This is a genomic window from Acinetobacter sp. ANC 5600, assembly GCF_002018395.1.
Taxonomy (GTDB): Bacteria; Pseudomonadota; Gammaproteobacteria; order Pseudomonadales; family Moraxellaceae; genus Acinetobacter; species Acinetobacter amyesii.
Map to the genome: position 1 here is coordinate 37,826 of NZ_MVKW01000009.1, position 24,656 is coordinate 62,481.

A 24,656-nucleotide genomic window follows, 5' to 3' on the forward strand; every position below is an offset into this window, starting at 1 on the left:
ACTCACAACAATTGAGTCAACTGATCCAAATCAGTTTGTGTAATCTGAGCAGTGAGTGAAATGCGTAAGCGCGAACTATGCTGCGGCACAGTGGGTGGACGTACAGGCATGATATAAAAACCTGCCGCTTGCAAAGCTTGAGCCTTGGCAACAGTTTTATTCGACTCGCCAATAATGACCGGCACAATATGTGATGTAGATGGACAATCAAAACCTTTGGCTTGCACCGCTTGTTGCAAATTTTGACTGATTTGCTGTAAATGGTGACGCTCTGCTTTTAAATTTAAAACGTTCTTGAAAATAAAATCTGTCCACGCCATACAGATCGGGGGCTGTGCGGTGCTAAAAATCAACGGTCGCATCGAGTTAATCAAATAGTCACGAATAATCGCATGACAGATGAGATACCCCCCTATTGAAGCCAGTGCTTTACCAAATGTCCCGACTAAAAGATCAATATCATCAATCGTCTGATATTGTTCAGCACAGCCTAAACCACGCTCACCGCGCACACCGATCGCATGTGCCTCATCGACATACAACATCACTTTGGGAAATTGTTTTTTGATCCGTACCAGTTCAGCCAAATCGGTTTCATCACCATCCATACTGAAAATCGATTCAGTCACCACAATGATCCGCTCAAAAGCCTCATCTTCATGATATTTGCATAAAAGCTGAGAAAGATGCGCCAAATCATTATGGCGATAACGTACATATTTCGCAGTCGATAATCGGATGCCATCAATCAAACTGGCATGAATTAACTTATCCGCCAATATCAAGGTTTTACTGTCTGCCAGTGCAGGTAAAATCCCGATATTCATATGATAGCCGCTGTTAAATAACAGTGCAGATCGACCATGAAAGGCATCACTTAATGTTGATTCAAGTTGTTCATATTCAGAAAAGTTTCCTGTCAATAAACGCGATGAGGATGAACTCATCCAGCATTGACTATTCGGTGTTTCATCAAAAAATTGCTCACGTAGCTGTGTATTTGCAGCCAGTCCCAAATAGTCATTCGACGATAAATTCAGCATGCGCTGCTGATCTATTTCAATCCAGCGATCAGTCTGAATATTGGAGCGAAACTGACGAAAGTTACCTTGAGTTTTTAATTCATCCAACTGTTCTGCATAGTGATCAAGCATACTCATGCTGCTTTCTCCCCCAGTCCTTGCACCACTTCTTGCAATTGCTGCAACAACACAGCCAACTGCTGCTCAGAAATAATGTACGGCGGCATCACATACACCAGTTTACCAAAAGGGCGCACCCAAATTCCGTGTCGCACAAATTCCTGTTGCAAGGTTTTCATATCAACATTAAAGGTCAATTCCACAACACCAATAGCACCAAGTATTCGCACATCTTTGACATGTTCAAGCGATGAAAGTGCTAGTAAATGAAACTTCAATTGAGCTTCGATACGTCGAATATTGGCTTGCCAATCTTGAGAAAGTAGCAGTTCGGTACTTTTTACAGCCACAGCACATGCCAACGGATTTGCCATAAAGGTTGGGCCATGCATAAACACACCAGCTTCGCCTTGGCTGATCGTATTCGCAACTTTCTGCGTGGTTAGAGTTGCAGACAAGGTCATATAACCGCCTGTCAGTCCTTTACCAATGCACATAATATCTGGCTCAACTGCGGCCCATTCCCAAGCAAAGAGTTTTCCTGTACGCCCGAAACCTGTCGCGATCTCATCGAAGATCAGCAAGATATTGTATTTTTCGCAGAGTAATTTAGCTTGGCGCAAATATTCAGGATGATAAAAACGCATGCCGCCAGCACCTTGTACAATCGGCTCCAAAATCAACCCAGCGATGCTGGCATGATGCTGAGCCAAAGTTTGCTCAAGAGCTGTGATGTCATCAGGATTCCATGCATCGTCAAACGCCGTTTGCGGAGCAGGTACAAAAATACGATTAGGCAAACTTGAACCAAAAATCTGATGCATCCCTGTCACAGGATCACACACAGACATCGCATTCCAAGTGTCGCCATGATAGCCAGAACGTGGTGTGATAAAATTGGTTTTATTCGGTTGATGCAAAGACGTCCAATACTGCACTGCCATTTTCAAGGCTACTTCGACAGCAACCGAACCTGAATCAGCAAAGAAGATTTTATCTAAACTGGGCGGGGTGATTTTTAACAGTAATTTAGCCAGTTGAATCGCGGGATCATGTGTCAATCCACCAAACATGATATGAGACATCTGTTGCAGTTGATCGGTCACAGCTTGATTTAGCTCAGGATGGTTATAACCATGAATCGCACACCACCATGAAGACATACCATCAATCAATTGACGACCATCTTCAAGCTCAATCATCACCCCTTGCGCACGTTTCACTTTAAACGTTGGAAGGGGCTGAGTCATCGATGTATAGGGATGCCAAATATGCTGCTGATCAAATTGTAGATCGGTTAAATTGGCCATCCCTCACTCCATGTATCAGGCTTAAACATCAATGTGGCAAGATGTTAAACCCACGGCAAGGAAAAATAAATTGCCATAAAGCCCAGCTATTCAGAGATTTGTTCTATTTTCTTTAAATATTGGCAGATTTTGCAACTTATGACTTCAGATTGAAACAATGGAAAGCCATGTGAGCCAGAAACAAATTCAGTCTCCAAAAACTTTACAGCTAAATTACGCAGTAAGCGTTCAACTTTGTAACTAACTAAATAATCTTGCTTAGCAAACAAATGGTATTGATGACCAGTGTAATTTTTCAAGATACTGACATTATTAAGCTTCCCCAAACAGTTCAATCCTGCTCGAAGCACATCTAAATTTTGCGCTTGAATCAAACTTTGCAAGGTGATGAAATCTTGCTTAGTGCTATCAGTACCCTGACAAACCATATAACCAAACTTCTTTAAGGTAGAAATAGCATCCTGCTCGAAAGATTGTTTGAAGCTTTGAAAACTCGCTTGATCCATCGCAGCGGGCCACTGTTCATGAGCCACAAAACTTGGATTTGAGCCTAATGTGATCAGCACTTTCTGTTGTTGATATTTTTTTTGAATTTCATCTACCAAAATCGTCGCCAATTGACCACCAAGGGACCAGCCAATAATCACATCAAATTGCTGCGCCAATTCAACTTTCTGTTCCAGCACTGCTAGATTTAAGGCATCAAAAATATTCCATAATTCGACCTGATAACCTTGAGCGATCAATGCCTTCTGTAAAGGAGCAAGTAATTTACGACCGCCGCCCCAACCAGTAATAAGTAAAATCTGTTGTTTCAATGCAAACTCTAAAATTAAACGATTCCAAATAGTATAAAAGTTCAGAGCACGTTTGATAGTGGCATTTCAGCACATCAACCGGTTTGCCAAAAGACATTCGAAATCGACTTCAATAAATATAAAATCAGCTAGCCTACAGCGCTTTAAAATTTGCTAAGATCAGATAAAGAACAATATAAACTGATGCTCTATGAAAGTTTCTTCATTGTTAAAAATCTGTTTCATGACATGTGCTTTAATAGCAACTACCCAAATCACAGTTGCTGAAACATCCATACTCAGCACCAATCAAAACAAACAAAAACAATGGGTAGGCACACCCGCACCCAACTTTAAATTGCAAGATCAAAATGAAAAATGGCACGAACTGAAGCAATATCAAGGGAAATGGCTCGTTCTGTACTTTTACCCTAAAGACAACTCACCCGGTTGTACAGAAGAAGCCAATCAATTTAAAACCCTATATCCACAATTTTTAAAAAGTAATGCTGTTGTTTTGGGCGCAAGCTTAGATGATGTTGCATCACATCAAAAATTCTCTAAATCACTCGGACTTCCCTTTCCAATTCTTGCCGATCAACAACATAAACTGGCGACACAGTTAGGTATTGTACGAAACTTAGGGATTTTGAAAGTTGCCAAACGTGAAACCTTTCTGATTGATCCGAAAGGCATTATTGTGTATCACTACAGTAGTGTGAATACACAGACACATGCGGCGCAAGTTTTGGCAGATATCAAAAAACTACAACAATAGTTTTCATGACTTAATAAAAAACCCAGCAGAAGCTGGGTTTATTTTGATATTTTTTAAATTACATTTGAGACTGAATATAGTTTGGAAGACCAATGAGTTCGATCAAACGCATTTGCTTTTCAAGCCAGTAGGTATGATCTTCTTCAGTATCTGACATTTGTTGACGGAGCATATCACGGGTCACATAGTCACCCTTTTCTTCACACAATTTTACGCCTTGAGCAAGTTTCTCACGAACATGATATTCAAGCGCCAAATCCGCTTTTAAACAAGTCACAACGTCTGTACCGACTTCAATATCATCACGATTCATATTCGGCGTTCCTTCAAGGAACAATACGCGACGAATCAATGCATCTGCATGTGAGCCTTCTTCTTGGCTTTCATGATCGATACGTTCAAAGATTTTACTTAAGCCCCAATCTTCATACATACGGGAATGAATTAAGTATTGATCACGAGCAGCCAGTTCGCCACCGATCAGCATATTTAAGTAGTCTACGACTTCTGGATTGCCACGCATTTTCTTCACTCCATACCCTTTTCAAATATTATGGACAAGTTTCAAAATGAATGCAAAATATAATTTTTGTAAGCTTATGATTTTTATATAATTTAAATGATAAACATACGCATTTGCAGTTCAATTCCGCGCATTTTTCACATATAAAAGAAGCCCTTGCAGAATATTCAAGGCATTTAGAACACGAAATAATCAAAAATCGCTGGATGCTGTTTTTTGTAACAATTAACAATACGTCTTGTTTAGCAAAAATATCTCCAGATTGATTCAACACACTGTGCTTATCGCTATAGGAAACTTTATACTGATGCCCTATGCATTGCTGTCAAAGACAAGGCGAAAATCTCCAACGAAGACGGACTTAAGCTGAAGTCCAACGTGCTTTCTTCCACGCTTGCTGTTGCCTTAAATCTAAAAAAGTCCAAGCGACAAAACGGCTTTCTTTTTGTCCCTGCGTCATTTTAATGGTTTTCACATCCACTGCACCGCTCTTCGCTAAGGCCTTTAAAAGCACTGGCAATGTTGTTTTCTTGGAAACCAGCGTACTAAACCAAAGACATTGTTCAGCAAACTGGATGCTCTCTTGTACCATTTGGCAGACAAATCGCTCTTCGCCGCCATCACACCAGAGTTCGTTCTTTTGACCGCCAAAGTTTAATACCACCTTGCTCCGATCAACTGGCTTGCCCAGTTTTCTTAATTTTTGCGTTGCTGTCGCGTTGGCTTCATCTTGCGAGGCATGAAATGGTGGATTACACATGGTCAAATCAAAACGATCTGAAGGTTTAATCACACCATTAAAAATATTGCTCGCTTTTTTTTGCAATCGAATCTGAATGCCTTTACGCAGATTCGGATTGGCCTCCACAATAAATTGAGCACTTTTAACCGATGCAGCATGTATGTCTGAGCCTACAAATTTCCAGCCATAGCTGCGATGACCAATAATCGGATAAATACAGTTCGCACCAACCCCAATATCTAAGACTTGAACGGTGTGTCCTGTTGGAATCTGCCCTTTGTTGTTGGCACTTAACAAGTCAGCCAAATAGTGAATATAGTCAGCCCTGCCCGGAATAGGCGGGCAAAGAAAATCTTTGGGAATATCCCAATATTGAATGCCATAAAAATGCTTAAGCAATGCTTTATTGAGCATTTTCACAGCGTGTGGATCAGAAAAATCTACCGATAAATCATTATATTTATTTGGGCTGACAAAAGGTGCAAGTTCCGGACAACTCTTGATGAGTTGAGGAAAATCGTAACGACTGCGATGCAGATTTCGTGCATGTAATTCCGATTTTTGCTGCGGAAAAGATTTCTTTGCTTGCGCCATGTGTATGCCAATATTCAACGGGAGAACAGAATCAACTGATAAGGCAGGATCTATACCTACAAATTAGTCAATATTGTACGTGAATTTGACCATCAATGACGCCCCAATCCTGTTATTTGTCTATCTTCAGAATGAATAACGACTTGGATAACTATTCATATTTAATCTGGACATTTTTGTTTGCTATATCATTAAACAAAACCGTGAAACATGAAGAATCAACAAAAAGCCCCATCGTTGATGATTGGGCTTTTTATATAAGTATAAGATAGTGATTTATATGAAATAAAAAATAGAATTTCGTATAAGGTGTATTATGTTAATTTTAAGATGCAGAGGGTTTAGGGCGTAATTGTTTAACCCACTCATTCGGAACACCATTAAAATGATCTCTTAAACGATCTTCTACATGTTCAGGATCCCATACAGCAGCACGTTCCAAATCTTTTACTTCTTCATATGTTGCTGGAATATCGATACCTTCAGTTCCATCTTCATAATAAATAGAAATTGAATGATCAAACATATCTTGCTTAAAGAAGTAAACCTTCTGTTTTAAATCGTCATTTAATTCTACATTCCCAATAATATGCCATTTCTCGGATTTAAATGCGTAATTCATGACAGGTACTTTAAACAAAATCGAATGTGATGTTATGAAATTAACATTCAACTCTAAATTTTTCGTCTGTAAATTGTAGAACCCTGCCAATGGAGATTTTAAAACTATGCCATAGCCATAGCTTAGATTCCCCAAATTAATTGCAATCACATCACCTTCTTTAATTCTCTTACGTTTTGTTCTTTGTTCCATAATTTCTGATCTACTTACCAAAATCTCAAATACATTCCTGCAAATAATAAGGTTCTGTCACATTAAGAAACTAGCTTAATTTACTATTGAGCTTTACAGAAGCTAATAGAAATAAACTATTTAACATAATGGCTGTTATACAAAATGAAGAAGCCTAGACCGAAGATCTAGGCTTTAAATTTAAAAAATATATAAAAATTAAGTCTATAGTATCAATTTTTTCAACTTCGCATCACGTGTATTATGCTAATTTTAGAGAAAATCAAGAATCAGTTGGAATAATCAATGACATTAAAAGCGTTATATATAGAACTTTATTATGGAGAATATTCTTACTCAGAAAGGAGAAAAAAATTAATTGAATATATTGATAACAATGAAAATACTCCTGCTGAATTACTTGAACTATATCCTAATTATGAACCACTATTACTCAGTGTAATACAGATAAAAGATTCTGAATTTTCATCCAATTGTTTAGAAGCCGAAATATTGGCAGCTAAATTCTTTTTAGGTGTTTTAGCTGACTATAAAAATGGTAATTTAAGCCCTCTTAAGCTATGTAAAATTTTTAGTAATTTAGAAAAAGGGTTCCTTGATGCACCAAGAGGACTTGAAAATAACATAGCTTACTATCCCGAATGGATAGGTGACCTCTATGACGCTTGTGACTGGTGCGATGAAACATGGACAATCGAAAATTCACCTCATTTAATAGATGCTATACAGCATCAGATTAATGTCATTCATGGGTGGCTTTTGAAGCCTATTTAACATCATAGAGGTTATACGAAATAAAAAACCAAGACCTAAGATCTAGGCTTTAAATTAAAGCGCACAAGTTAGATATGACTCTTTGTCCATTTTTCTGTGAGATTTTGCGTCCATACTCATAAGAATATACATCTATCCAACATTCATCCCATATTCGCATATTTTAAGATCAATAAAAAAGTACTTTTTCAGCATTCACATGCATTCTCTGCTGAATTTAGTGCGCATTAAACCCAATCATCAACATATATTTTTTCAAATCAATCAAAGACAAAACTAAATATTCTCAATATGATAAAAAAATGCGTCTATTAAAGTTGAAGAATATGAATAGCAAGACAACAAGACAGATACTCGTCACAGGCGCCACAGGCTATATTGCCAGTTGGGTCATTAAAAATTTACTCGAATTAGGTCATACAGTACATGCCACAGTTCGTGATCTGAATAAAACATCAGGTTTTGCACACCTCGAAAAAATTGCAGCTGATACAACTGGCACTTTAAAACTGTTTCAAGCCAATTTATTGGATGAGGGTGCATTTGATTCAGCCATGCAAGGTTGTGACATTGTGATCCACATGGCATCCCCTTTTGTAGTGACCAACTATAAAGACGCAATAAAAGATATTATTGAGCCGGCCATTTTAGGTACTGAAAATGTGCTCAGCAGTGTCAATAAAACTGAGTCAGTAAAACGTGTTGTCGTGACTTCAAGTATCGCATCAACCTATGGTGATGCCATTGATATTCTACAGACCGAGCATAATGAATTTGATGAATCGCATTGGAATACCTCCAGTTCAGAAACTCATCAGCCTTATCCATATTCAAAAGTGATGGCTGAGCGCAAAGCGTGGGAAATGCAAAAAGCACAAAACCGTTGGGATCTGGTCTGTATTAATCCAGCACTGGTCATGGGGCCATCTTTAACAGCGTCAACACAGTCAGGAAGCGTTGAAGTACTACAACAGTTTGCCAATGGTATGACTTTGGCCGGTGTTCCACCAATGTGGAATGGAATTGTCGATGTTCGCGATGTTGCCGATGCGCACGTACAAGCCGCTCTCAATCCCGCAGCGAGCGGACGTTATATTATTAGTGGCGGCACACTAAGCCTATTAGACATGGGCAAATTATTACGCGCACATTTTGGGAATAAATTTCCATTTCCGCGCAATACCTTACCGAAGTTTGCCTTTAAGGCATTTGGCCCTCTTGCTGGCTTCCCACGTAAATTTGTTGAACTCAATATGGGCTACCCAATTTACTTTAATGCAGATAAGAGCAAGAAAGAATTAGGGATCGAATACCGCAATATTCAAAACAGTGTGGTTGAGCATTTCCAACAACTCCTCGATGACGGTGTGGTGAAGCAATATATTCCGTGAATAACTCATCAACAAAAAAGCCACCTTAAATAGGTGGCTTTTTATATTAAAAAAATTAAACTAACTTAGAAATCAAAAGTCACGCCGACTTTATAGGTACGTGGACCACCCACTAAGGCATAACCTGAGTTGAATGTACCTTCCCAATATTTCTCATCAGTCACGTTAGCAATATTGGCTAAGAATGTAGTATTTACACCACCCAAATTGGTTTTATAACGCGCACCTAAATCTAAGATTGTATAGTCTGGTAGTTTAAGACTATTAGTTTCATTTAAATATTGTTCACTCACATAATTTGCACGCGCATTCACATTTAATCCATCTACATAAGGTACTGCATAATCTAAGCCAAGCGTTGCGGTAAAGTCAGGAATACCATATATCGAATTACCTTGATTAGTTACACCCTTTTTCACCGCTGCTTTGGTATATTCAGCATCGATATAAGCCAAACTACCCATCAGATTTAGACCTGTATAAATCTCTCCTGAAAATGCCCATTCCACGCCACGTGAACGTGTTTCTGCATCATCTGTGGTAATTTGATTGATTGTACTATTGGGTTGACCATCAGAATATGAAGATACCATGGTCGATGGTTTTTCAATTTGATAAAGGGCAAATGTATTCAACCAAGAACCTGCTTGATATTTTGCACCCAATTCATATTGCTTAGTTTGAAATGGCGCGAAAGTAACATTATTGTTAGCATCTGCAACGTTATTCACCGTTACCCCTTCAGAAAGTCCCTCTACATAGTTTGCATAAATAGAAAGATTCTCACCAAAAGGTTTAACCACAACACCTAAGCTAGGCGAAATTTTATCATCTTGATAGCCAGTCTTTCTTTGTAAATTCTTGGTATCGATATCCTGATAGCGTGCACCGACAATCAGCTGCAATTTATCATCTAACAGGGAAAGCTGATCAGTAAGAGTATAACTAATATATTTATTATCCAATAATGAAGCCATAAGTGGCTTACCTTCAGGCATCATTTCATTAGAGCTAGGATCATAAATATTAGTCGGATACTCTACTGGTGTTGCACCTTGCCCGCTATGCTGGCTCGTTTTGCGTTCCAAATAGTCTGCGCGTAAACCCAAAGTATGTTTTATTGCAGCGGTACTGAAATTACTAACTACTCCAAAATTCGCAGTTGTGTTCTTCTCATTCATACCTACACGGTAATATTGAGAAGTTGCATCGCCAGTATTACTATCATTTACAATAAAGCGTGTACCAAAGATATGACCACGATATTTTTTCTCGACTTGACCAACACCAGCATTAAATTGCAACGTATCATTAAATTTATATTCTCCTGATAACCCCGCAAATTGTGTATTGGTGTGACCTTCTAAATTAGAGAAATAATTAGTATCCCCTTCAGGAGCGTCCATTAATCGTAAAGGCTTAGTGCATTTTTTGGGATTAGTAATTCCTTCACATGAAATGAACCCTACCATCGCAGGTGAACCACCATTACGATCATCACGTACCGCATAGGCATCAAAATTAAGTTTTAACTTATCCGTTGTATAGTCTGCAGCAATTGCACCTGATGCATGTTTATCTTCCATGCCTTCAATAATGTGCTCACCTTGACCATAAGCACCATTCACACGTAGACCAAATTCTTTTTCAGCACCAAAACGTCGCGAAACGTCAAAACCTGATTGGTAAAAACCACCTTCTTCCATTGAAGCTGAAACTTGAGTTTTTTCTTTATCTGCACGCTTAGTTTTAGCGATGACCACACCACCGACCCCGCCAGCAGGCGACATACCTGCAACCAAGGCATTCGGGCCTTTTAAAACCGTTACCGAATCTAGAAATTCAGTCGGTACGCGTCCATAAGGCGCCATACCGTACATACCATTGAGTGCAATGTCATCGTGATTGATGTCAAAGCCACGAATATTAAAGTTTTCGTTTAAATGACCTTGGTTGGTTGTAATACGGATACTCGCATCATTTTTTAATACTTCACCAACAGTCGTAGCCTGCTGTTCTTCAATTAACTTTTCACTATATGCAGCAACGCTAAATGGCGTATCGACAATTTTTTTATTTCCCAAAGCACCAAGTTCTGTCTGCGCTTTCAACTTACCATTTGCAAGTTGCTTTTCTGCAGGTACCTCAATTTCAATTGTTTCAAGCACGGTTCGCTCTGCTGCATTTACTACTGCAGATGTGCCCACCCCTAAGATCGCGATTGAAATCGTACGGACTAAATGAGTTTTTGGAAAATTGATCATTGTTGAACGCTTAATTTATTTGAATAATAATCATTATTATATTTAGAATAATTCTTAACTGCATCATGAATCTCGATGATAATATTTTTTTAATGAAAAATATAAATATTCATTTTTTATAAATTGTAGATAAGACAAATGTAAATAATTGTTTATTATTAATTTTATAAAAAATAAAAACACAAACTGTGCATGTTAAATTAAAGTTCTCAGGCAAACAAATGATTAATTAATATACAAATAATTTGAATTTTTACATACTTAATTGCTACATGAATAGATGTATCCATTTACATCCTACGATTATTCAAAAGTTAATAAGGCATTTTAGTTAGTGCCTTTTAGCCAAATTTAAGTCTCTTTTTTAATTTTTTAACAAAAAAAAAGCGACTCAAAAGAGCCGCTTTTTTATAACCGAAGTTAAACTCAAATTATTGAGCTTGACCAGGTTGAGCCACTACAGTACGGCTACCAGAAATCGTAGCGAATACGCGACGGTTCATAGCACGGCCTTCTTTAGTGTTGTTGTCAGCGATCGGTTGATCCCACGCGAAACCTTGAGTAGATAAACGAGCTGGGTCAACGTTGTATTCGTTAACAAGTGAAGATTTAACAGAGTTAGCACGAGCTAGTGATAAACGTTCGTTTAGAGCACGTGGACCAGTGTTGTCTGTGTGACCTTCGATTTTAGCTGTAGCATTAGGGTATTCGCCTAATTTTTCAGCTACTTTAGCGATTTCAGGTTTGTATTGATCTTTGATGTTTGATTTGTTTGTATCAAAGAACACACGAAGTTCCATGTTAAGATCTTCAGTCAACTCTTGAGGAGCTGGAGCAACTGGAGCAACTGGAGTTACAGGAGCAACTTCAACTACAGGAGCAGCAGGTTTCAAGTGACCGCCAAGAACTACGTTAAGACCAGCTAAAGCTGTGTAGTTCCAGAAATCTTCATCGATGTTGTAAGTAGCACGAGCTTCAGTACGTAGAGATAAAGCATCGTTTAAGCGCCAGAAAGCACCTAGACCAGCATTACCCAAAGTACCTTCTTCAGTAGTACCACGGTCAGCACCTAAACCACGAGCAGCAGCTTCGTCAAATTTGTATTTGTAGTGACCAGCACCTAACAATACATATGGCTTAACTTTGCTGTCATAGTTTTTAGTGATCAAATCAGAAGTAGCATAGAAGTTACCGTTGATTTGAGTTTGTTTGTACTCACCCCAATCAGTATCCACATCGCCTTTAACTTGGTTGTATTCAGCTTCGAAACCTAACCATGGAGTTAATTCAACACCAAGTGCTGCACCAACAAACAAGTCGTCTTGTAGCTCTGGACCTTCAGTAAGGTTGCCACGGCTGTTGTTGTGTTCAGAATCTTGGAAAGTGTAACCAAGCATTAATGGAGTAACAGTTACGCCTGCGTTTGCAGCTGCTAAAGGAGCAGCTACGAGCATTGCTAATGCAATACGACTCATTTTCATGGATTTATCCTCCAGAGATAACAATTGTTGTTCAAGCTCAAGCCGAAAAATTGGCTATCCTGAGATAGGCTTTCTTATACCCCAGTTTTTTTTTTAAGCTATTCACGCTGAATCATACAAACACTTTTTTCTTTTTCCAAGTGCTTGATTAATCTAATCAAGTAAATTATTGACAAAATTACTTACAATTTCCGTTGTAATTCGGTAAATTTTTACTCAATTTTGAGCAGTGAATCGCCTATTGTCACTTGCTATTTTCATTTTAACAGCTTTATCTAAAATTGAGTAATAAAATTCTATACTCAAAATTAATATCGCCATTAAAAACACATATAACATTAAACATATAAAAACAATATTAAATTTTGGATTAAATCAATGCCTTACAACAAAGAAACCGGCTTTACTCTATTTGAACTTTTGGTCTCAATCGCGATTATGGTCATTATCGTGACGATAGCTTTACCACATTTCAACAATTTAATGGCGCAGCGAGAAGCGAATAACATCAAATCGACTATTCAAAATCACAATGCATTCGCACGGGCTCAGGCCACAATTTATCACTCCAATATTGTGATTTGTCCTAGTCTTGACTTTAAACTTTGCCAACCTAACAACTGGAACAGTGGACTGATCATATTTATTGACAGTAATAAAAACCGTCAAGTCGATGCAAATGAAAAAATATTACGACAAGACAAACTCAACTTAAAATATGGCGATCTGTCTTGGCGTGGGACTTTACACATTCCGAGCCTAACCTTTCAGGCCAGCTCCGGTTTACCCAATGGTTCAAATGGTAGTTTCTACTACTGTTCAAAATCAACGCTTCAACCGATCCGAGCAGTCTTAAGTCGAATGGGACATTTACGATTTGAAAACCCAGCCAGTTGCTAATTTGAGAACCGGCGAGTCCATAGCAGCCTTCTAAATTTGCTTTATTCCTGTTCAATTTTACTTATACTGCTGACGTATTCAAAAATTAATGTATAAGAAAATGGAGATATGTAATGACTGATATCGTCATCGTGAATGGAGCCCGTACTGCAATGGGTGGTTTTCAAGGGAGTTTAGCCGCTGTCACTGCACCAGAATTAGGCGCAGTTACGATTAAAGCAGCCATCGAACGCGCGGGTTTACAACCGATAGATGTTGAAGAAGTCATTATGGGTTGTGTGCTTCCGGCTGGCCTGAAACAAGGTCCTGCCCGTCAAGCGATGCGTCAGGCTGGTCTTCCAGATTCAACTGGTGCCGTAACCATCAATAAGCTGTGTGGTTCAGGTATGAAAGCTGTTATGCAAGCGGCAGATATGATCAAGGCAGGATCAGCTCAAGTCGTAGTTGCAGGTGGTATGGAGTCTATGACCAATGCCCCTTATGTTTTGACCAAAGCACGAGCTGGCTACCGTATGGGCCACGGTGACGTTAAAGATCATATGTTCTTAGATGGTTTAGAAGATGCAGAAACGGGCCGACTCATGGGTTCTTTTGCGCAGGATATGGCAAACACAAAAGGCTATACACGTGAACAAATGGATGACTTCGCCATTCGCTCGCTTAAACGTGCTCAAACTGCAATTACTGAGGGTTATTTTGCTGACGAAATCGTGCCTGTCACTGTTTCAAGTCGTAAAGGCGATGTGATTATCGATAAAGATGAACAGCCTTTTAACGCCAATATCGAAAAAATTCCAACACTGCGCCCTGCTTTTGCTAAAGATGGAACAATTACCGCTGCCAATGCCAGTTCTATTTCTGATGGTGCGTCTGCTTTAGTATTAACATCAGCAGAACAAGCATCAGCAAAGGGCTTAAATCCACTAGCGAAAATTGTGGCTTATGCATCAAATTCACAGCATCCTTCAGAATTTACTATTGCACCTGTAGGCGCAATTCAAAAAGTTCTAGATAAATCGGGTTGGAATGTTGCTGATGTCGATTTATGGGAAATTAATGAAGCTTTTGCCATGGTCACGATGTGCCCTATTGATGAATTTAAATTAGATGCTGAAAAAGTAAATATCAACGGGGGTGCTTGTGCGCTTGGACATCCTGTTGGTTCTACAGGTTCACGCATTATCTTAACGCTGATCCATGCATTAAAACGTACAGGCGGTAAACGTGGTATTGCAGCGCTGTGTATTGGCGGTGGTGAAGCGACTGCTGTGGCGATTGAATTGCTTTAATCCTCTGCTGACTCCCTTCACAAAGGGCGATTTAGAGGGAATATTCTTTAATCCTCCCCTAACCCCTCCTTTAATAAAGGAGGGAGACTGAAAATCCCTCTGTAAGAGGGATTTTTTATGCTTACATTTTAGACATAAATTGTTCACATACAGCTCAGCCAAGGCTCTTAAAATAAATGTCGACATAATAAAAATGGATGACCTTTATGCAGCTCAATCACTACTTGAATTTTCAAGGCAATACCGAAGCAGCCTTTAATTTTTATCGTTCTGTATTTGGTGGAGAATTCCTCAATGTGATGCGTTATGGCGATATGCCTGCCGAGGAAGGCATTTCACTATCCGATGCAGATCGGCAAAAGATTATGCATATTTCCCTACCAATCAATGAATTTACCGTGCTGATGGCCTCAGATGTCAACGAACAATTTTGTGCACAAACCAACCAAACCTTTACCGTAGGCAGCAATCATTATATTTCGATTAATTTAGAAAGCAGTGAACAAGCTGAAGCCAAACGATTGTTTGATGCATTGTCCAAAGGAGGCTCTATAGAAATGCCTCTCGAAAAGACCTTCTGGGACGCGCTGTATGGCGCATTTACCGATCAGTTTGGCATTAAATGGATGGTCAATTGCCAGCTTAAAAATGAATAATCACTCATTAAAAGTATTTCGATCAATAAAAAAGCCTCCGAACGGAGGCTTTTTTAATCAATCATGGCACTTAAGCACCTGTTTGATAATGCGCTTGCGGCACTGCAGTTGAAGCTTGATATGGATTGGTAAAATCATCTAAGCCAGCAGCAGCTTCAGCAATATCTTTACCTTCTTTCACCACAAAAGTATCGAAACCTGAACGCTTCATGTAGTTCAACACATCTTTGAATACATCACCTGTTGCACGTAGCTCGCCTTGAAAACCTTGGCGACGTAACAATGCAGCAAATGAGTAACCTCGACCATCGTTAAAACCGGCAAATTCGATGAAAATAGCATCTAACTGGTCAAGCGGGAATTCATTGGTTTCAGGTGAAGCATCCACCGTTACGAAAAGTGCTTTTTTACCAGACACATTCGCAAGTTGATCTAACTGCTCAACTGTTAAAACCACGTCACCTTGTGGCAACACACCATCTTCACCAATGACTTGGTAAGTATTGTCTGCAATCGAGCCATCTTTAGAGAGGACTTGTAGTGCTGTATTAAGCATATGCACGCTCCTTAAATGGTTGGATGCCAACACGGCGGTAAGTATCAATAAACTCTTCGCCTTCTGCACGAAGGTCTAGATAAGTATTTAAGATTTCTTCAATGATGTCTGGTACAACTTCGGCTGCAAATGATGGGCCTAAGATGTCACCAATTGATGCATCATGGTCGGCATTACCACCCAAAGTGATTTGATAGAACTCAGCACCCTTTTTATCTACACCTAAAATACCGATATTACCGACATGGTGGTGACCACACGCATTCATACAACCAGAGATGTTCAGATCCAATTTACCTAAATTGTAAATGGTATCTAAGTCATCAAAACGACGTGTAATGGCTTCAGAAATTGGAATCGATTTCGCATTTGCTAATGAACAGAAATCACCACCTGGGCAGCAAATGATATCGGTTAAGAACCCAATATGCGCACGTGCAAGATTGTGTTGATCAAGGATTTTCCATAGATCAAACAAATCTTTTTGCGGTACATCCACAAGCGCAATGTTTTGCTCATGTGTGGTACGGAACTCACCAAAGGTATATTTGTCAGCCAAGTCAGCAATCAGGTTCATTTCTTCAACAGTCATATCGCCCGGTGCAATACCCGCACGTTTCAAAGAAATCGTAACGATGCGGTAACCTTTGACTTTATGTGCATTGGTGTTGATGTTGAACCATTGTTTAAATTTCGGCTCTGCGGCAAATTGCTCTGCGAAATCTTCATCCGCATAATCTTGGTAATCAAATGGTGTGAAGTTCTCATCCATTTTCGCCAAGGTATCAGCATCGATTTTTAACGTTTTGATGGTATGTGCAAATTCAGCTTCAACTTTCTCTGCAAATACTTCTGGTGTTAATGCTTTCACCAAAATTTTGATACGCGCTTTATATTTGTTATCACGACGACCGTGTAAGTTGTATACACGAAGTACCGCTTCTAAATAAGCAATCAAATCTTCACGTGGCAAGAAGTCACGAATAAAGCTACCAATCACTGGTGTACGGCCTAAACCACCACCAACTTTGATTTTATAGCCAATCTCGCCTGCTTCATTTTTCACGATATACACACCGATATCATGGAAAGACGTTGCCGCACGATCAGTTTCTTCCAGTGCTGAAACTGCAATCTTGAACTTACGTGGCAAGAAAGCGAATTCTGGGTGGAAAGTTGACCATTGACGAATCAATTCACACGTTGGGCGTGGGTCAGCAATTTCACCCGCAACCACACCTGCATATTGGTCAGTAGTTGTGTTACGAATACAGTTACCCGAAGTTTGAATCGCATGCATTTGAACAGATGCGAGCTCTTGTAACATATCAGGCACATTTTCTAGTGCAGGCCAGTTAAACTGAATGTTTTGACGAGTAGATACGTGCGCATAACCACGGTCATAGTCCTGAGCCAATGACGCAATTTTACGTAATTGTTTAGAATTCATCAGGCCATAAGGTACTGCAATACGTAGCATCGGTGCATAACGCTGTACATAAAGGCCGTTTTGAAGACGCAGTGGACGGTATTCATCTTCCGTCAATTTACCTGCTAAATAACGTTCCGTTTGATCACGGAACTGTGCAACACGTTCATTAACCAGTTGCTGGTCAAAATCAGTATATAAATACATGGCGTACAGCTAGTAATTTCTATTATAACAATGCACAGCATAACGAGATTTTATCTATCAAGAAAATGCGTTTTTTACATATTTAATAGCGATTTTATTGATAAGACTGTCGCAATTTCACTGATATAGCGGATTCCGGTCATTTACTTTTTATTTATTAATATATTGAATTATTTCTCCATTACTTAGCATAAATTTACATAAAGAATTTAAGCCAATAAAAAGCCCGATAAATAGGGCTTTTTATTTAGCGATGTAAAATCACTTATTTTTTATCTGGTAAAGCATACGCAACAAGGTAATCACCAAGTTTTGTACCAAATGAACCATGACCACCAGCCATGATCACAACATATTGTTTACCATTTGCTTCATAAGTCATTGGAGTCGCTTGACCACCTGCGGGTAGACGACCTTCCCACAAAGTATCACCATTCGTTACATTGATTGCACGGATATAGTTATCTTGTGTTGCGCCTACAAACATGACATTACCAGCAGTCGAGATTGATCCACCAAGACCCGGTACACCAATTTTCACAGCAGGTAATTGGAACAATTTCGGTAAACTATCACGAATTGTACCTATACGTTTTTTCCAGACCACTTCATGTGTATTTAAATCTACACCTGCAGTAAAGCCCCATGAAGGTTGTTTACAAGGTAAGCCAAGTGGTGACAAGAATGCTTTGATTTCCACCCCATAAGGTACGCCATACATCGGTTGCACGCCTTGTTCAGTACCCGCACCTTTCGCAGTTTGCTCACGGTTTGGATCTGTAGGAATCAACTTAGTCACAAATGGCAAGCCAATTGGGTTCATCACAGCAACTTGACGGTCTTGGTTCACCGACATACCACCCCATTCAAATACCCCAAGGTTACCTGGGAATACCAATGTGCCATTTTCAGAAGGTGGTGTATAAATACCGTCGTAGTTTAATGATTTGAAATACACACGACACATCAACTGGTCAAACATAGTGGCACCCCACATTTGTTTATCAGTCAATTTATCTTTTGGTGCTAAATCAAAATCAGAGAATGGTTGAGTTGCAGAATAATGCTCACCTTTAGTTTGTGGACCACGTTTTACAGTTTGTGGAACTGCTTTTTCGGTGATTGGCACAATCGCTTTACCGGTACGACGGTCAAGGACGAATGCATTACCTGTTTTGGTTAAGACATAGATCGCAGGAACAGTATTACCCGATTTATCTTTGATATCTGCCAATGAAGGTTGTGATGGTACATCCATATCCCACAAATCATGATGCGTGGTTTGGAAATTCCAAATTAATTTACCTGTTGATGCATTTAATGCCAACATTGAGTTTGCATAGCGTTCATCTAATGGCGTACGGTGACCACCAAAAATGTCTGGTGTGCCTACACCTGTTGGCACATAAACGATGTCAAGTTTTTCGTCATATGCTAAAGGTGCCCATGCATTCGGTGAGGCTACAGAGTATTTTTGACCTTCGCCTGGCATGGCATTTGGATCTTCCGCCCCTGTATCAAAGATCCACAATAATTCACCGGTATTGACATCATAACCACGGATGACACCAGATGGCTCTTTAGTCGAGAAGTTATCGGTAGTTGAACCGCCAATCACAATGGTTGTGCCAGTAACCACTGGAGGTGAAGTTGGGATATAACCACCCGGATACGGATAAGGCATATCTTTTTGTAGATCGACTTTGCCGTTATGACCAAAATCACTACATGCTTTACCTGTGTCAGCATTGACTGCAACCAAACGACCATCATTTACAGGCAAGATCACTTTGCGCGGACATTCAGTTGAAGTCGAGCGTTTGTTCTCTAAGCTTTTTGCAAACTGAGTGGTATTTGCTGCGTCAAAATAAGACACACCACGACATGTTAAATGTTGATAGGTATTGTCCGCTTTAAGTTTTGGATCGAATGCCCATTTTTGTTTACCTGTCGCAGGATCAAGTGCAATTAAACGTTGGTGAGTTGTACACATAAACATGTCATTGCCGACTTTAATCGGAGTGACTTGGTTTGTGGTTTCACCTGAGTCATTTTCTGTTGGTAACTCACCTGTACGGAAAGTCCATGCTACTTCTAAATCTTTAACGTTGTCGCTATTGATTTGGGTGAGTGGAGAATAACGTACACCACCTTGTGTACGACCATAGGCAGGCCAATCTTCAGGAGCAATACCCTCAATCGCTTTGGCTGTTTGAGGTTGTGCATTTTTAATTTCACCGTGAATTTCTTGCGGATCATTAAAAATTGAATAGATCATCACGATAATCGCAATCACCAGTGTGCCTGATAATGTAATTTTCGCAGTTTTGCCATTTTCCATACCGCGTGTCACGGCAGGAATCAGTAACCAAAGGCCCAATAAGCCTAAAATATCAAAACGCGGTGCAAGCGCCCAAAAGTCAGAACCTGCCTCCCAAAGTCCCCAAATCACTGTACCCAGCATCAACGCTGCATAAATGTATAAAGAACTGTTTTGAATTTTTCTTAAGTATATTGCTGAAGCCAGCATTAACAGGCCGGCGATAATGTAGTACCAAGAACCGCCAAGGACTGCCAGCCAGATACCACCAATCAATAGAACCAAGGCGAAAATTGCCATCACAACGACGGTAAATGTTCGCATCCCAGTCCCAGTAGATGGGTTGCTCATGTTGACCACCTCTATTGTCGAATGTTGTATTTGGTGCGTGAAACACATTCAACACACCACCGTTTTTATGTCGCAAAGAGAAGTTGTTACAAAAACAATTCAAGGGGAAATATCGTAATTTTTCTCAGAATTACCGAATTGCTTTTATAAGAACTCTAATTGAACATCAATTAAAATGCTGTTTGAAATTTGATACCGCCGACCCACGCATTCTCACCATTTTTGTAAGCACCGACGTGACGGATATATTGAATATTAGGACGAATAGTCAGCCAGTTTGCCGCATGAATACCGTAGTAAATCTCTGCGTCATACTCTTCACTTTGTAGGCCGCGTGCATCGACGCTGTTATTGGCAATATTGGCATCATTCACATCATCATTAATGCTGATACGACCTAAACCAATCGCAATTTCATCCTGAGGACGTGCATCGAATGCACCTTTGTAGACCAAGCCAATGTTTTGCATATCACTCACATTATTGGTGTCTGAGTCATGCACGGTGACATTCACAAAACCGCTTAAGCCACGTGAAGCATCGTCTTTGTGTGCTGTCAGTTGTTGTTTCGCCACAATCCAACCGCCTTGATGGTGATCTTTTTCATTTACTGGGCTATCAATGACATCGGCATCAGCGGTACTGTAGTAGTAACCTGCACGGTATTCACCCGGAAGCTTTTGTGTCCCCACTTTTGGAGTCCACACCACTTCAGCAGGAATAATCGCACCTTTAGAACCATCGGTACTCAAGTTCCAACCTTTACCACGTTTTAGATTTTCAGGGTTGTATTCATAAACCCCGACTTGTGCGTAGAGTTCAGGCTGAATGTTATATTTCACGCGAGCAGCCCATTGGCTGACTGGCCAGTTGTACCATTGGTCACCGACCCAGTTACCCACTTGTGAGCCACAAAGTGCTAAGTTTTGAAAGTCACAGTCAAAGCTGTTGAAATCTTCACCTTCACCGAAACGACCGACTTTAATATCTAATTTTTGGTCTAAGAATTTTTTCTTGATCCAAAAATCAGTCAAACGCCAAGTTTGACCACGACCCCACACTTCTTGTGTTGCACTTAAATGACCATTTAATGCATCTGAAGTTTGAGACAATGAACGACCATTACGTTCAGTGATATTGATTTGCGCTTCGGTATCTTTCCAACCCGCAATTTTTTCTAAATCGAGATGTGCCCCGATCGCGAATTGGTCCGCATATTCAGTGCCATGACCAGAAGCATGCTTTGCATCTAACAAAGTGGCTAATTCGCCACCATAACTAAAACTAAAATCGTAACCTTTCTGTTGGAGAGCTGTTCGTTGACCGTTCCAATCACCGAGCATCCATGGGCTTTCAGAACTGAAAGCATCTGCAGTAGTTGCCGCTTGGGTTGCTGAACCCGCAAGCATTATTCCGAGGCTAAGATATAAAGATCCAAGTTTACTCACAGCTATTTTCATTTGGAGACCTATATACCAATTGTGTTAATAGTTCATATAATACTCTCACATTTGTATAATTTATTTATTTTTTTGTTAACAACTCCCAATATTTACACAGATATTTATCTAATTAAGAGATTTTAAAGGTTTTATTGTTTAACTTATCACCTTTTTTTATACCATTCATAACCAATTATCCGCACCTAAAGTTTTACCCACATGGGTATAAATCAATGCTGATCTAGAAAATTTAATCGGACATGCCAGTTGAGTTTGTGTCATTGTGTCGCCTTCTTGTAGCGGAACTTCAACACACCAATGCCGCTCTTGGGCCAATTGTGAATTTAGAGCTTCGTCCAAACTTAAAACTGGTTCCACACAGACATCTTGAGAGGCAAAAATCTTTTTCCACTCAGCCCATGTTTTGGTTAGTATTTTTCGGGCAATTGCATGCTTAATTTCAGTCTGATCTTGTGAATCAAATGACATGCCTTGCGTCGCTAAAGCGGGTAAATCGAGAATTTGCGCCAATCCATGTAAAAACTGTGGCTCCAAACCACCTATAGACAGATAACGACCATCTTGGGTTCGATAATAGTCATAGAAACTTCCGCCATTCAGATGTGCCGTCTCTGCCGCGGTTACCGCATTGGCAGCCAATACGCCAGCTGCAGCCATATTGTTCAATGCGACGGCACAATCGGTCATGGAAATATCAATATATTGTCCTAAACCGCTACGGTAACGCTCAATCACCGCAGCTAAGATGCCAGTAATTGCATGCATTGATCCGCCTGCCACATCGGCGATTTGAATCCCCATCGGTGGCGGGCCACTGTCTTGGCGTCCGCTATGACCTGAAATGCCCGATAAAGCCAAGTAATTGATGTCATGCCCTGCACGGTCTTTGTAATGTCCGGTTTGACCATAACCCGTAATCGAGCAATAAATAAGTCGCGGATTAATTTCGGCCAAAACTGCATAATCCAAACCCAAGCGTTGCATGACACCTGGACGAAATTGTTCTACCACAATATCAAAATCTGAAATTTTGGCTTTGATCAATTCAATACTTTTCGGATCTTTTAAATCTAATGCGATGGATTGTTTATTGCGATTTAAATAACTATGCGCTGTGGCTTGCCCATTGGCATAAGGTGGCATCAAACGAACTAGATCGGGACGCGTCGGTGACTCAATATGCACAACTTCCGCACCCATGTCAGCCAAATACAAGGTCGCAAATGGCCCTGGGAGTAATGTCGAAAAGTCGAGTACTTTCAATCCTTTTAAAGCAGCTTCCATGGATATTTTTCTCTAATTGTGTAGATTTTTTATCCATGGTAGAAATATAAAATGATTAAAACAATGTCATGTTCAGCCATTTACCTTGATAGTTTCGGCAATTTACCATGTAAAAATGGCAAAACCGCTGTTGTAAATTGCCATGATTTCTTTTTTTAGCGTCATTTAGGTCAAACATTTGTGAACATTAAAGAGACTGAAGGATTAAACATGAGTCGTGATACGATCAGTATCCATTTCGTCAACGCAGCCTTAACAGGTGTGAAACGTCTCGGCATGGATGTCGAAACTTTATTGTCTCATGTTGGCATTGAGGCTGAACTTCTACGCCAACCCAAAGCGCGTATTTCACCTGAACAATACACACGTTTTATTAAAATGTTGTGGATGGTGACCCAAGACGAACATGTCGGTTTTGATATTCAACCGCGCCGCTTGGGTACTTTTGCCATTATGTGCCAATTGATTATTCATGCAAAAACCCTCGGTGATGCACTCGAATTGTCTTCGCAGTTCTACAAACTGTTTGGTGATGAATGGTCGGTGACACTAGAACGTGATAAGCACGAAGCACGTTTAGTTCCTCAAATTCCAAAATCTATGGACCCAGACCATTTCATTACAGAAAGTATGCTGATGATTTGGCATGGTCTCGCTTCTTGGTTGATTGAACGTCGTCTGCCTTTAGAGCGTGTTCACTTCGGTTATGAACGTCCTGAACATGCTGACGAATATGATGCCTTGTTTTTTGCACCTGTCATGCAGTTTGATACACCACGAACTGAAATTACATTTGCAGCGGATTATTTAGATTTACCCATTCGTCAAAACGAAGAAACGCTTGAAGAATTCTTAAAAGCGGCTCCTGCACAGTTATTGGTTAAATTTAAAAATACCAATTCATTAACATCTCGTATCCGTGATGTGCTGAAGAGTCAAATTGGCGAAGAAATGCCAACCTTGAACGATGTTGCTTCAATGCTGTATCTATCGCCGCAAACACTACGTCGTCGTTTAGCCGCTGAAGGTAAGAGCTACCAAGGTGTGAAAGATGCCTTACGTCGTGATGCTGCAATTCACTTATTGCTTAATCCAGACTTAACGCTTGAAGATGTTGCACAGCAAGTCGGTTTTAGTGAAACCAGTACTTTCCACCGTGCATTTAAAAAGTGGACCGGTGTAACACCAGGCCTATATCGCCAATTACATGGTTATCACTAAGCAATATTCAAAAATAGCATTCTCTAAAACCTGATCTCGATCAGGTTTTTTTATTTCGGAAAATCTGCACGTTGTTTTTGACAAAGCAATGGATCGACGGGCGTGATCACGCGTTTGCCATCCTGTATCCGATACATTTCTGCCTTGGTCACATGATCATTTCGATCATACTCACAGGCTAAACCGCCCGTCCCCTCATCTGAGGGATGAATGCCATAGATCATAAAAACATAAAAACCGATCATGCATACAAAACCTAAGCAGCCTACTAGTACTAGCCAAGCCAGACCTTTCAACACTCGCTTCACATTTTTATGCATAAGCAGATCTTCAATATGTACTGAATCGATAGCAACTGATCTTAACCGAT

At 39.9% G+C, this 24,656-nt stretch carries 21 protein-coding genes; 7 read left to right on the top strand and 14 right to left on the bottom strand.

Annotation, left to right across the window (positions count from 1 at the left end):
• Nucleotides 1-2 precede the first annotated feature (2 nt).
• The 3 genes from B1201_RS15040 to B1201_RS15050 all read right to left on the bottom strand — a co-directional run bounded on the left by B1201_RS15040 (nucleotide 3) and on the right by B1201_RS15050 (nucleotide 3,270).
• On the bottom strand, nucleotides 3-1,160 hold the full coding sequence (locus tag B1201_RS15040) for an 8-amino-7-oxononanoate synthase (RefSeq protein ID WP_078194241.1): 1,158 nt from the start codon (nucleotides 1,158-1,160) through the stop codon (nucleotides 3-5).
• Nucleotides 1,157-2,452 carry an adenosylmethionine--8-amino-7-oxononanoate transaminase gene (bioA, locus tag B1201_RS15045; RefSeq protein ID WP_078194242.1) on the bottom strand — a complete coding sequence of 432 codons (1,296 nt, stop codon included), beginning with the start codon at nucleotides 2,450-2,452 and terminating at the stop codon, nucleotides 1,157-1,159. Before bioA ends, B1201_RS15040 begins: the two co-directional genes overlap by 4 nt.
• An 86-nt stretch (nucleotides 2,453-2,538) precedes the next feature.
• Nucleotides 2,539-3,270 (bottom strand): YqiA/YcfP family alpha/beta fold hydrolase, encoded by a 732-nt coding sequence (locus B1201_RS15050; protein ID WP_078194243.1) that lies wholly within the window; start codon nucleotides 3,268-3,270, stop codon nucleotides 2,539-2,541.
• Nucleotides 3,271-3,493: 223 nt separating this feature from the next.
• Between B1201_RS15050 and B1201_RS15055 the strand changes: the two genes are divergently transcribed.
• Nucleotides 3,494-4,027, top strand: coding sequence for a peroxiredoxin (locus B1201_RS15055; protein WP_372491124.1), 534 nt, complete (start codon nucleotides 3,494-3,496; stop codon nucleotides 4,025-4,027).
• 58 nt (nucleotides 4,028-4,085) lie between these two features.
• On the opposite strand, the gene ftn is transcribed toward B1201_RS15055, so the two are convergent.
• The 3 genes from ftn to B1201_RS15070 all read right to left on the bottom strand — a co-directional run bounded on the left by ftn (nucleotide 4,086) and on the right by B1201_RS15070 (nucleotide 6,700).
• The gene (gene ftn / locus B1201_RS15060; RefSeq protein WP_067762676.1) at nucleotides 4,086-4,550 is read right to left on the bottom strand and encodes a heteropolymeric bacterioferritin subunit Ftn; all 465 of its coding nucleotides are present in this window, start codon (nucleotides 4,548-4,550) and stop codon (nucleotides 4,086-4,088) included.
• Between the two features lie 361 nt (nucleotides 4,551-4,911).
• On the bottom strand, nucleotides 4,912-5,886 hold the full coding sequence (rlmF, locus tag B1201_RS15065) for a 23S rRNA (adenine(1618)-N(6))-methyltransferase RlmF (protein WP_078194245.1): 975 nt from the start codon (nucleotides 5,884-5,886) through the stop codon (nucleotides 4,912-4,914).
• 325 nt (nucleotides 5,887-6,211) lie between these two features.
• Nucleotides 6,212-6,700 carry an immunity 26/phosphotriesterase HocA family protein gene (locus B1201_RS15070; protein WP_078194246.1) on the bottom strand — a complete coding sequence of 163 codons (489 nt, stop codon included), beginning with the start codon at nucleotides 6,698-6,700 and terminating at the stop codon, nucleotides 6,212-6,214.
• A 285-nt stretch (nucleotides 6,701-6,985) separates the two neighbouring features.
• Between B1201_RS15070 and B1201_RS15075 the strand changes: the two genes are divergently transcribed.
• Both B1201_RS15075 and B1201_RS15080 read left to right on the top strand, forming a co-directional pair.
• Entirely contained in the window at nucleotides 6,986-7,474 is a 489-nt protein-coding gene (locus B1201_RS15075; RefSeq protein ID WP_078194247.1) for a hypothetical protein, read from the top strand.
• 326 nt (nucleotides 7,475-7,800) lie between these two features.
• Nucleotides 7,801-8,865 carry an SDR family oxidoreductase gene (locus B1201_RS15080; protein WP_078194248.1) on the top strand — a complete coding sequence of 355 codons (1,065 nt, stop codon included), beginning with the start codon at nucleotides 7,801-7,803 and terminating at the stop codon, nucleotides 8,863-8,865.
• 65 nt (nucleotides 8,866-8,930) lie between these two features.
• Here B1201_RS15080 and B1201_RS15085 read toward each other — a convergent pair whose 3' ends face one another.
• Nucleotides 8,931-11,129, bottom strand: a complete 2,199-nt coding sequence (locus tag B1201_RS15085; protein WP_078194249.1) for a TonB-dependent receptor — start codon at nucleotides 11,127-11,129, stop codon at nucleotides 8,931-8,933.
• Nucleotides 11,130-11,560: 431 nt separating this feature from the next.
• The gene (omp38, locus tag B1201_RS15090) at nucleotides 11,561-12,610 is read right to left on the bottom strand and encodes an outer membrane protein Omp38 (protein WP_078194250.1); all 1,050 of its coding nucleotides are present in this window, start codon (nucleotides 12,608-12,610) and stop codon (nucleotides 11,561-11,563) included.
• 378 nt (nucleotides 12,611-12,988) lie between these two features.
• On the opposite strand from omp38, the gene B1201_RS15095 reads away from it, so the two are divergent.
• The 3 genes from B1201_RS15095 to B1201_RS15105 all read left to right on the top strand — a co-directional run bounded on the left by B1201_RS15095 (nucleotide 12,989) and on the right by B1201_RS15105 (nucleotide 15,455).
• The gene (locus tag B1201_RS15095) at nucleotides 12,989-13,510 is read left to right on the top strand and encodes a GspH/FimT family pseudopilin (protein ID WP_078194251.1); all 522 of its coding nucleotides are present in this window, start codon (nucleotides 12,989-12,991) and stop codon (nucleotides 13,508-13,510) included.
• Nucleotides 13,511-13,623: 113 nt separating this feature from the next.
• Entirely contained in the window at nucleotides 13,624-14,799 is a 1,176-nt protein-coding gene (locus B1201_RS15100; protein ID WP_078194252.1) for a thiolase family protein, read from the top strand.
• 206 nt (nucleotides 14,800-15,005) lie between these two features.
• On the top strand, nucleotides 15,006-15,455 hold the full coding sequence (locus B1201_RS15105; RefSeq protein ID WP_078194253.1) for a VOC family protein: 450 nt from the start codon (nucleotides 15,006-15,008) through the stop codon (nucleotides 15,453-15,455).
• A 70-nt stretch (nucleotides 15,456-15,525) separates the two neighbouring features.
• Here B1201_RS15105 and B1201_RS15110 read toward each other — a convergent pair whose 3' ends face one another.
• The 5 genes from B1201_RS15110 to B1201_RS15130 all read right to left on the bottom strand — a co-directional run bounded on the left by B1201_RS15110 (nucleotide 15,526) and on the right by B1201_RS15130 (nucleotide 23,065).
• Nucleotides 15,526-16,011 (bottom strand): DUF934 domain-containing protein, encoded by a 486-nt coding sequence (locus B1201_RS15110; protein WP_078194254.1) that lies wholly within the window; start codon nucleotides 16,009-16,011, stop codon nucleotides 15,526-15,528.
• On the bottom strand, nucleotides 16,004-17,647 hold the full coding sequence (locus tag B1201_RS15115) for a nitrite/sulfite reductase (RefSeq protein ID WP_078194255.1): 1,644 nt from the start codon (nucleotides 17,645-17,647) through the stop codon (nucleotides 16,004-16,006). The genes B1201_RS15110 and B1201_RS15115 overlap by 8 nt, the downstream gene beginning before the upstream one ends.
• Nucleotides 17,648-17,912: 265 nt before the next feature.
• Entirely contained in the window at nucleotides 17,913-20,318 is a 2,406-nt protein-coding gene (locus B1201_RS15120; RefSeq protein ID WP_078194256.1) for a glucose/quinate/shikimate family membrane-bound PQQ-dependent dehydrogenase, read from the bottom strand.
• 170 nt (nucleotides 20,319-20,488) lie between these two features.
• Nucleotides 20,489-21,727 (bottom strand): carbohydrate porin, encoded by a 1,239-nt coding sequence (locus B1201_RS15125; protein ID WP_228144794.1) that lies wholly within the window; start codon nucleotides 21,725-21,727, stop codon nucleotides 20,489-20,491.
• Between the two features lie 216 nt (nucleotides 21,728-21,943).
• Nucleotides 21,944-23,065 carry a CaiB/BaiF CoA transferase family protein gene (locus B1201_RS15130; RefSeq protein ID WP_078194258.1) on the bottom strand — a complete coding sequence of 374 codons (1,122 nt, stop codon included), beginning with the start codon at nucleotides 23,063-23,065 and terminating at the stop codon, nucleotides 21,944-21,946.
• Between the two features lie 210 nt (nucleotides 23,066-23,275).
• Here B1201_RS15130 and B1201_RS15135 point away from each other — a divergent pair, with 210 nt between their 5' ends.
• Nucleotides 23,276-24,286, top strand: a complete 1,011-nt coding sequence (locus B1201_RS15135) for an AraC family transcriptional regulator (protein WP_078190094.1) — start codon at nucleotides 23,276-23,278, stop codon at nucleotides 24,284-24,286.
• A 50-nt stretch (nucleotides 24,287-24,336) separates the two neighbouring features.
• Here B1201_RS15135 and B1201_RS15140 read toward each other — a convergent pair whose 3' ends face one another.
• On the bottom strand, nucleotides 24,337-24,606 hold the full coding sequence (locus tag B1201_RS15140) for a hypothetical protein (RefSeq protein ID WP_078194284.1): 270 nt from the start codon (nucleotides 24,604-24,606) through the stop codon (nucleotides 24,337-24,339).
• Nucleotides 24,607-24,656 lie beyond the last annotated feature (50 nt).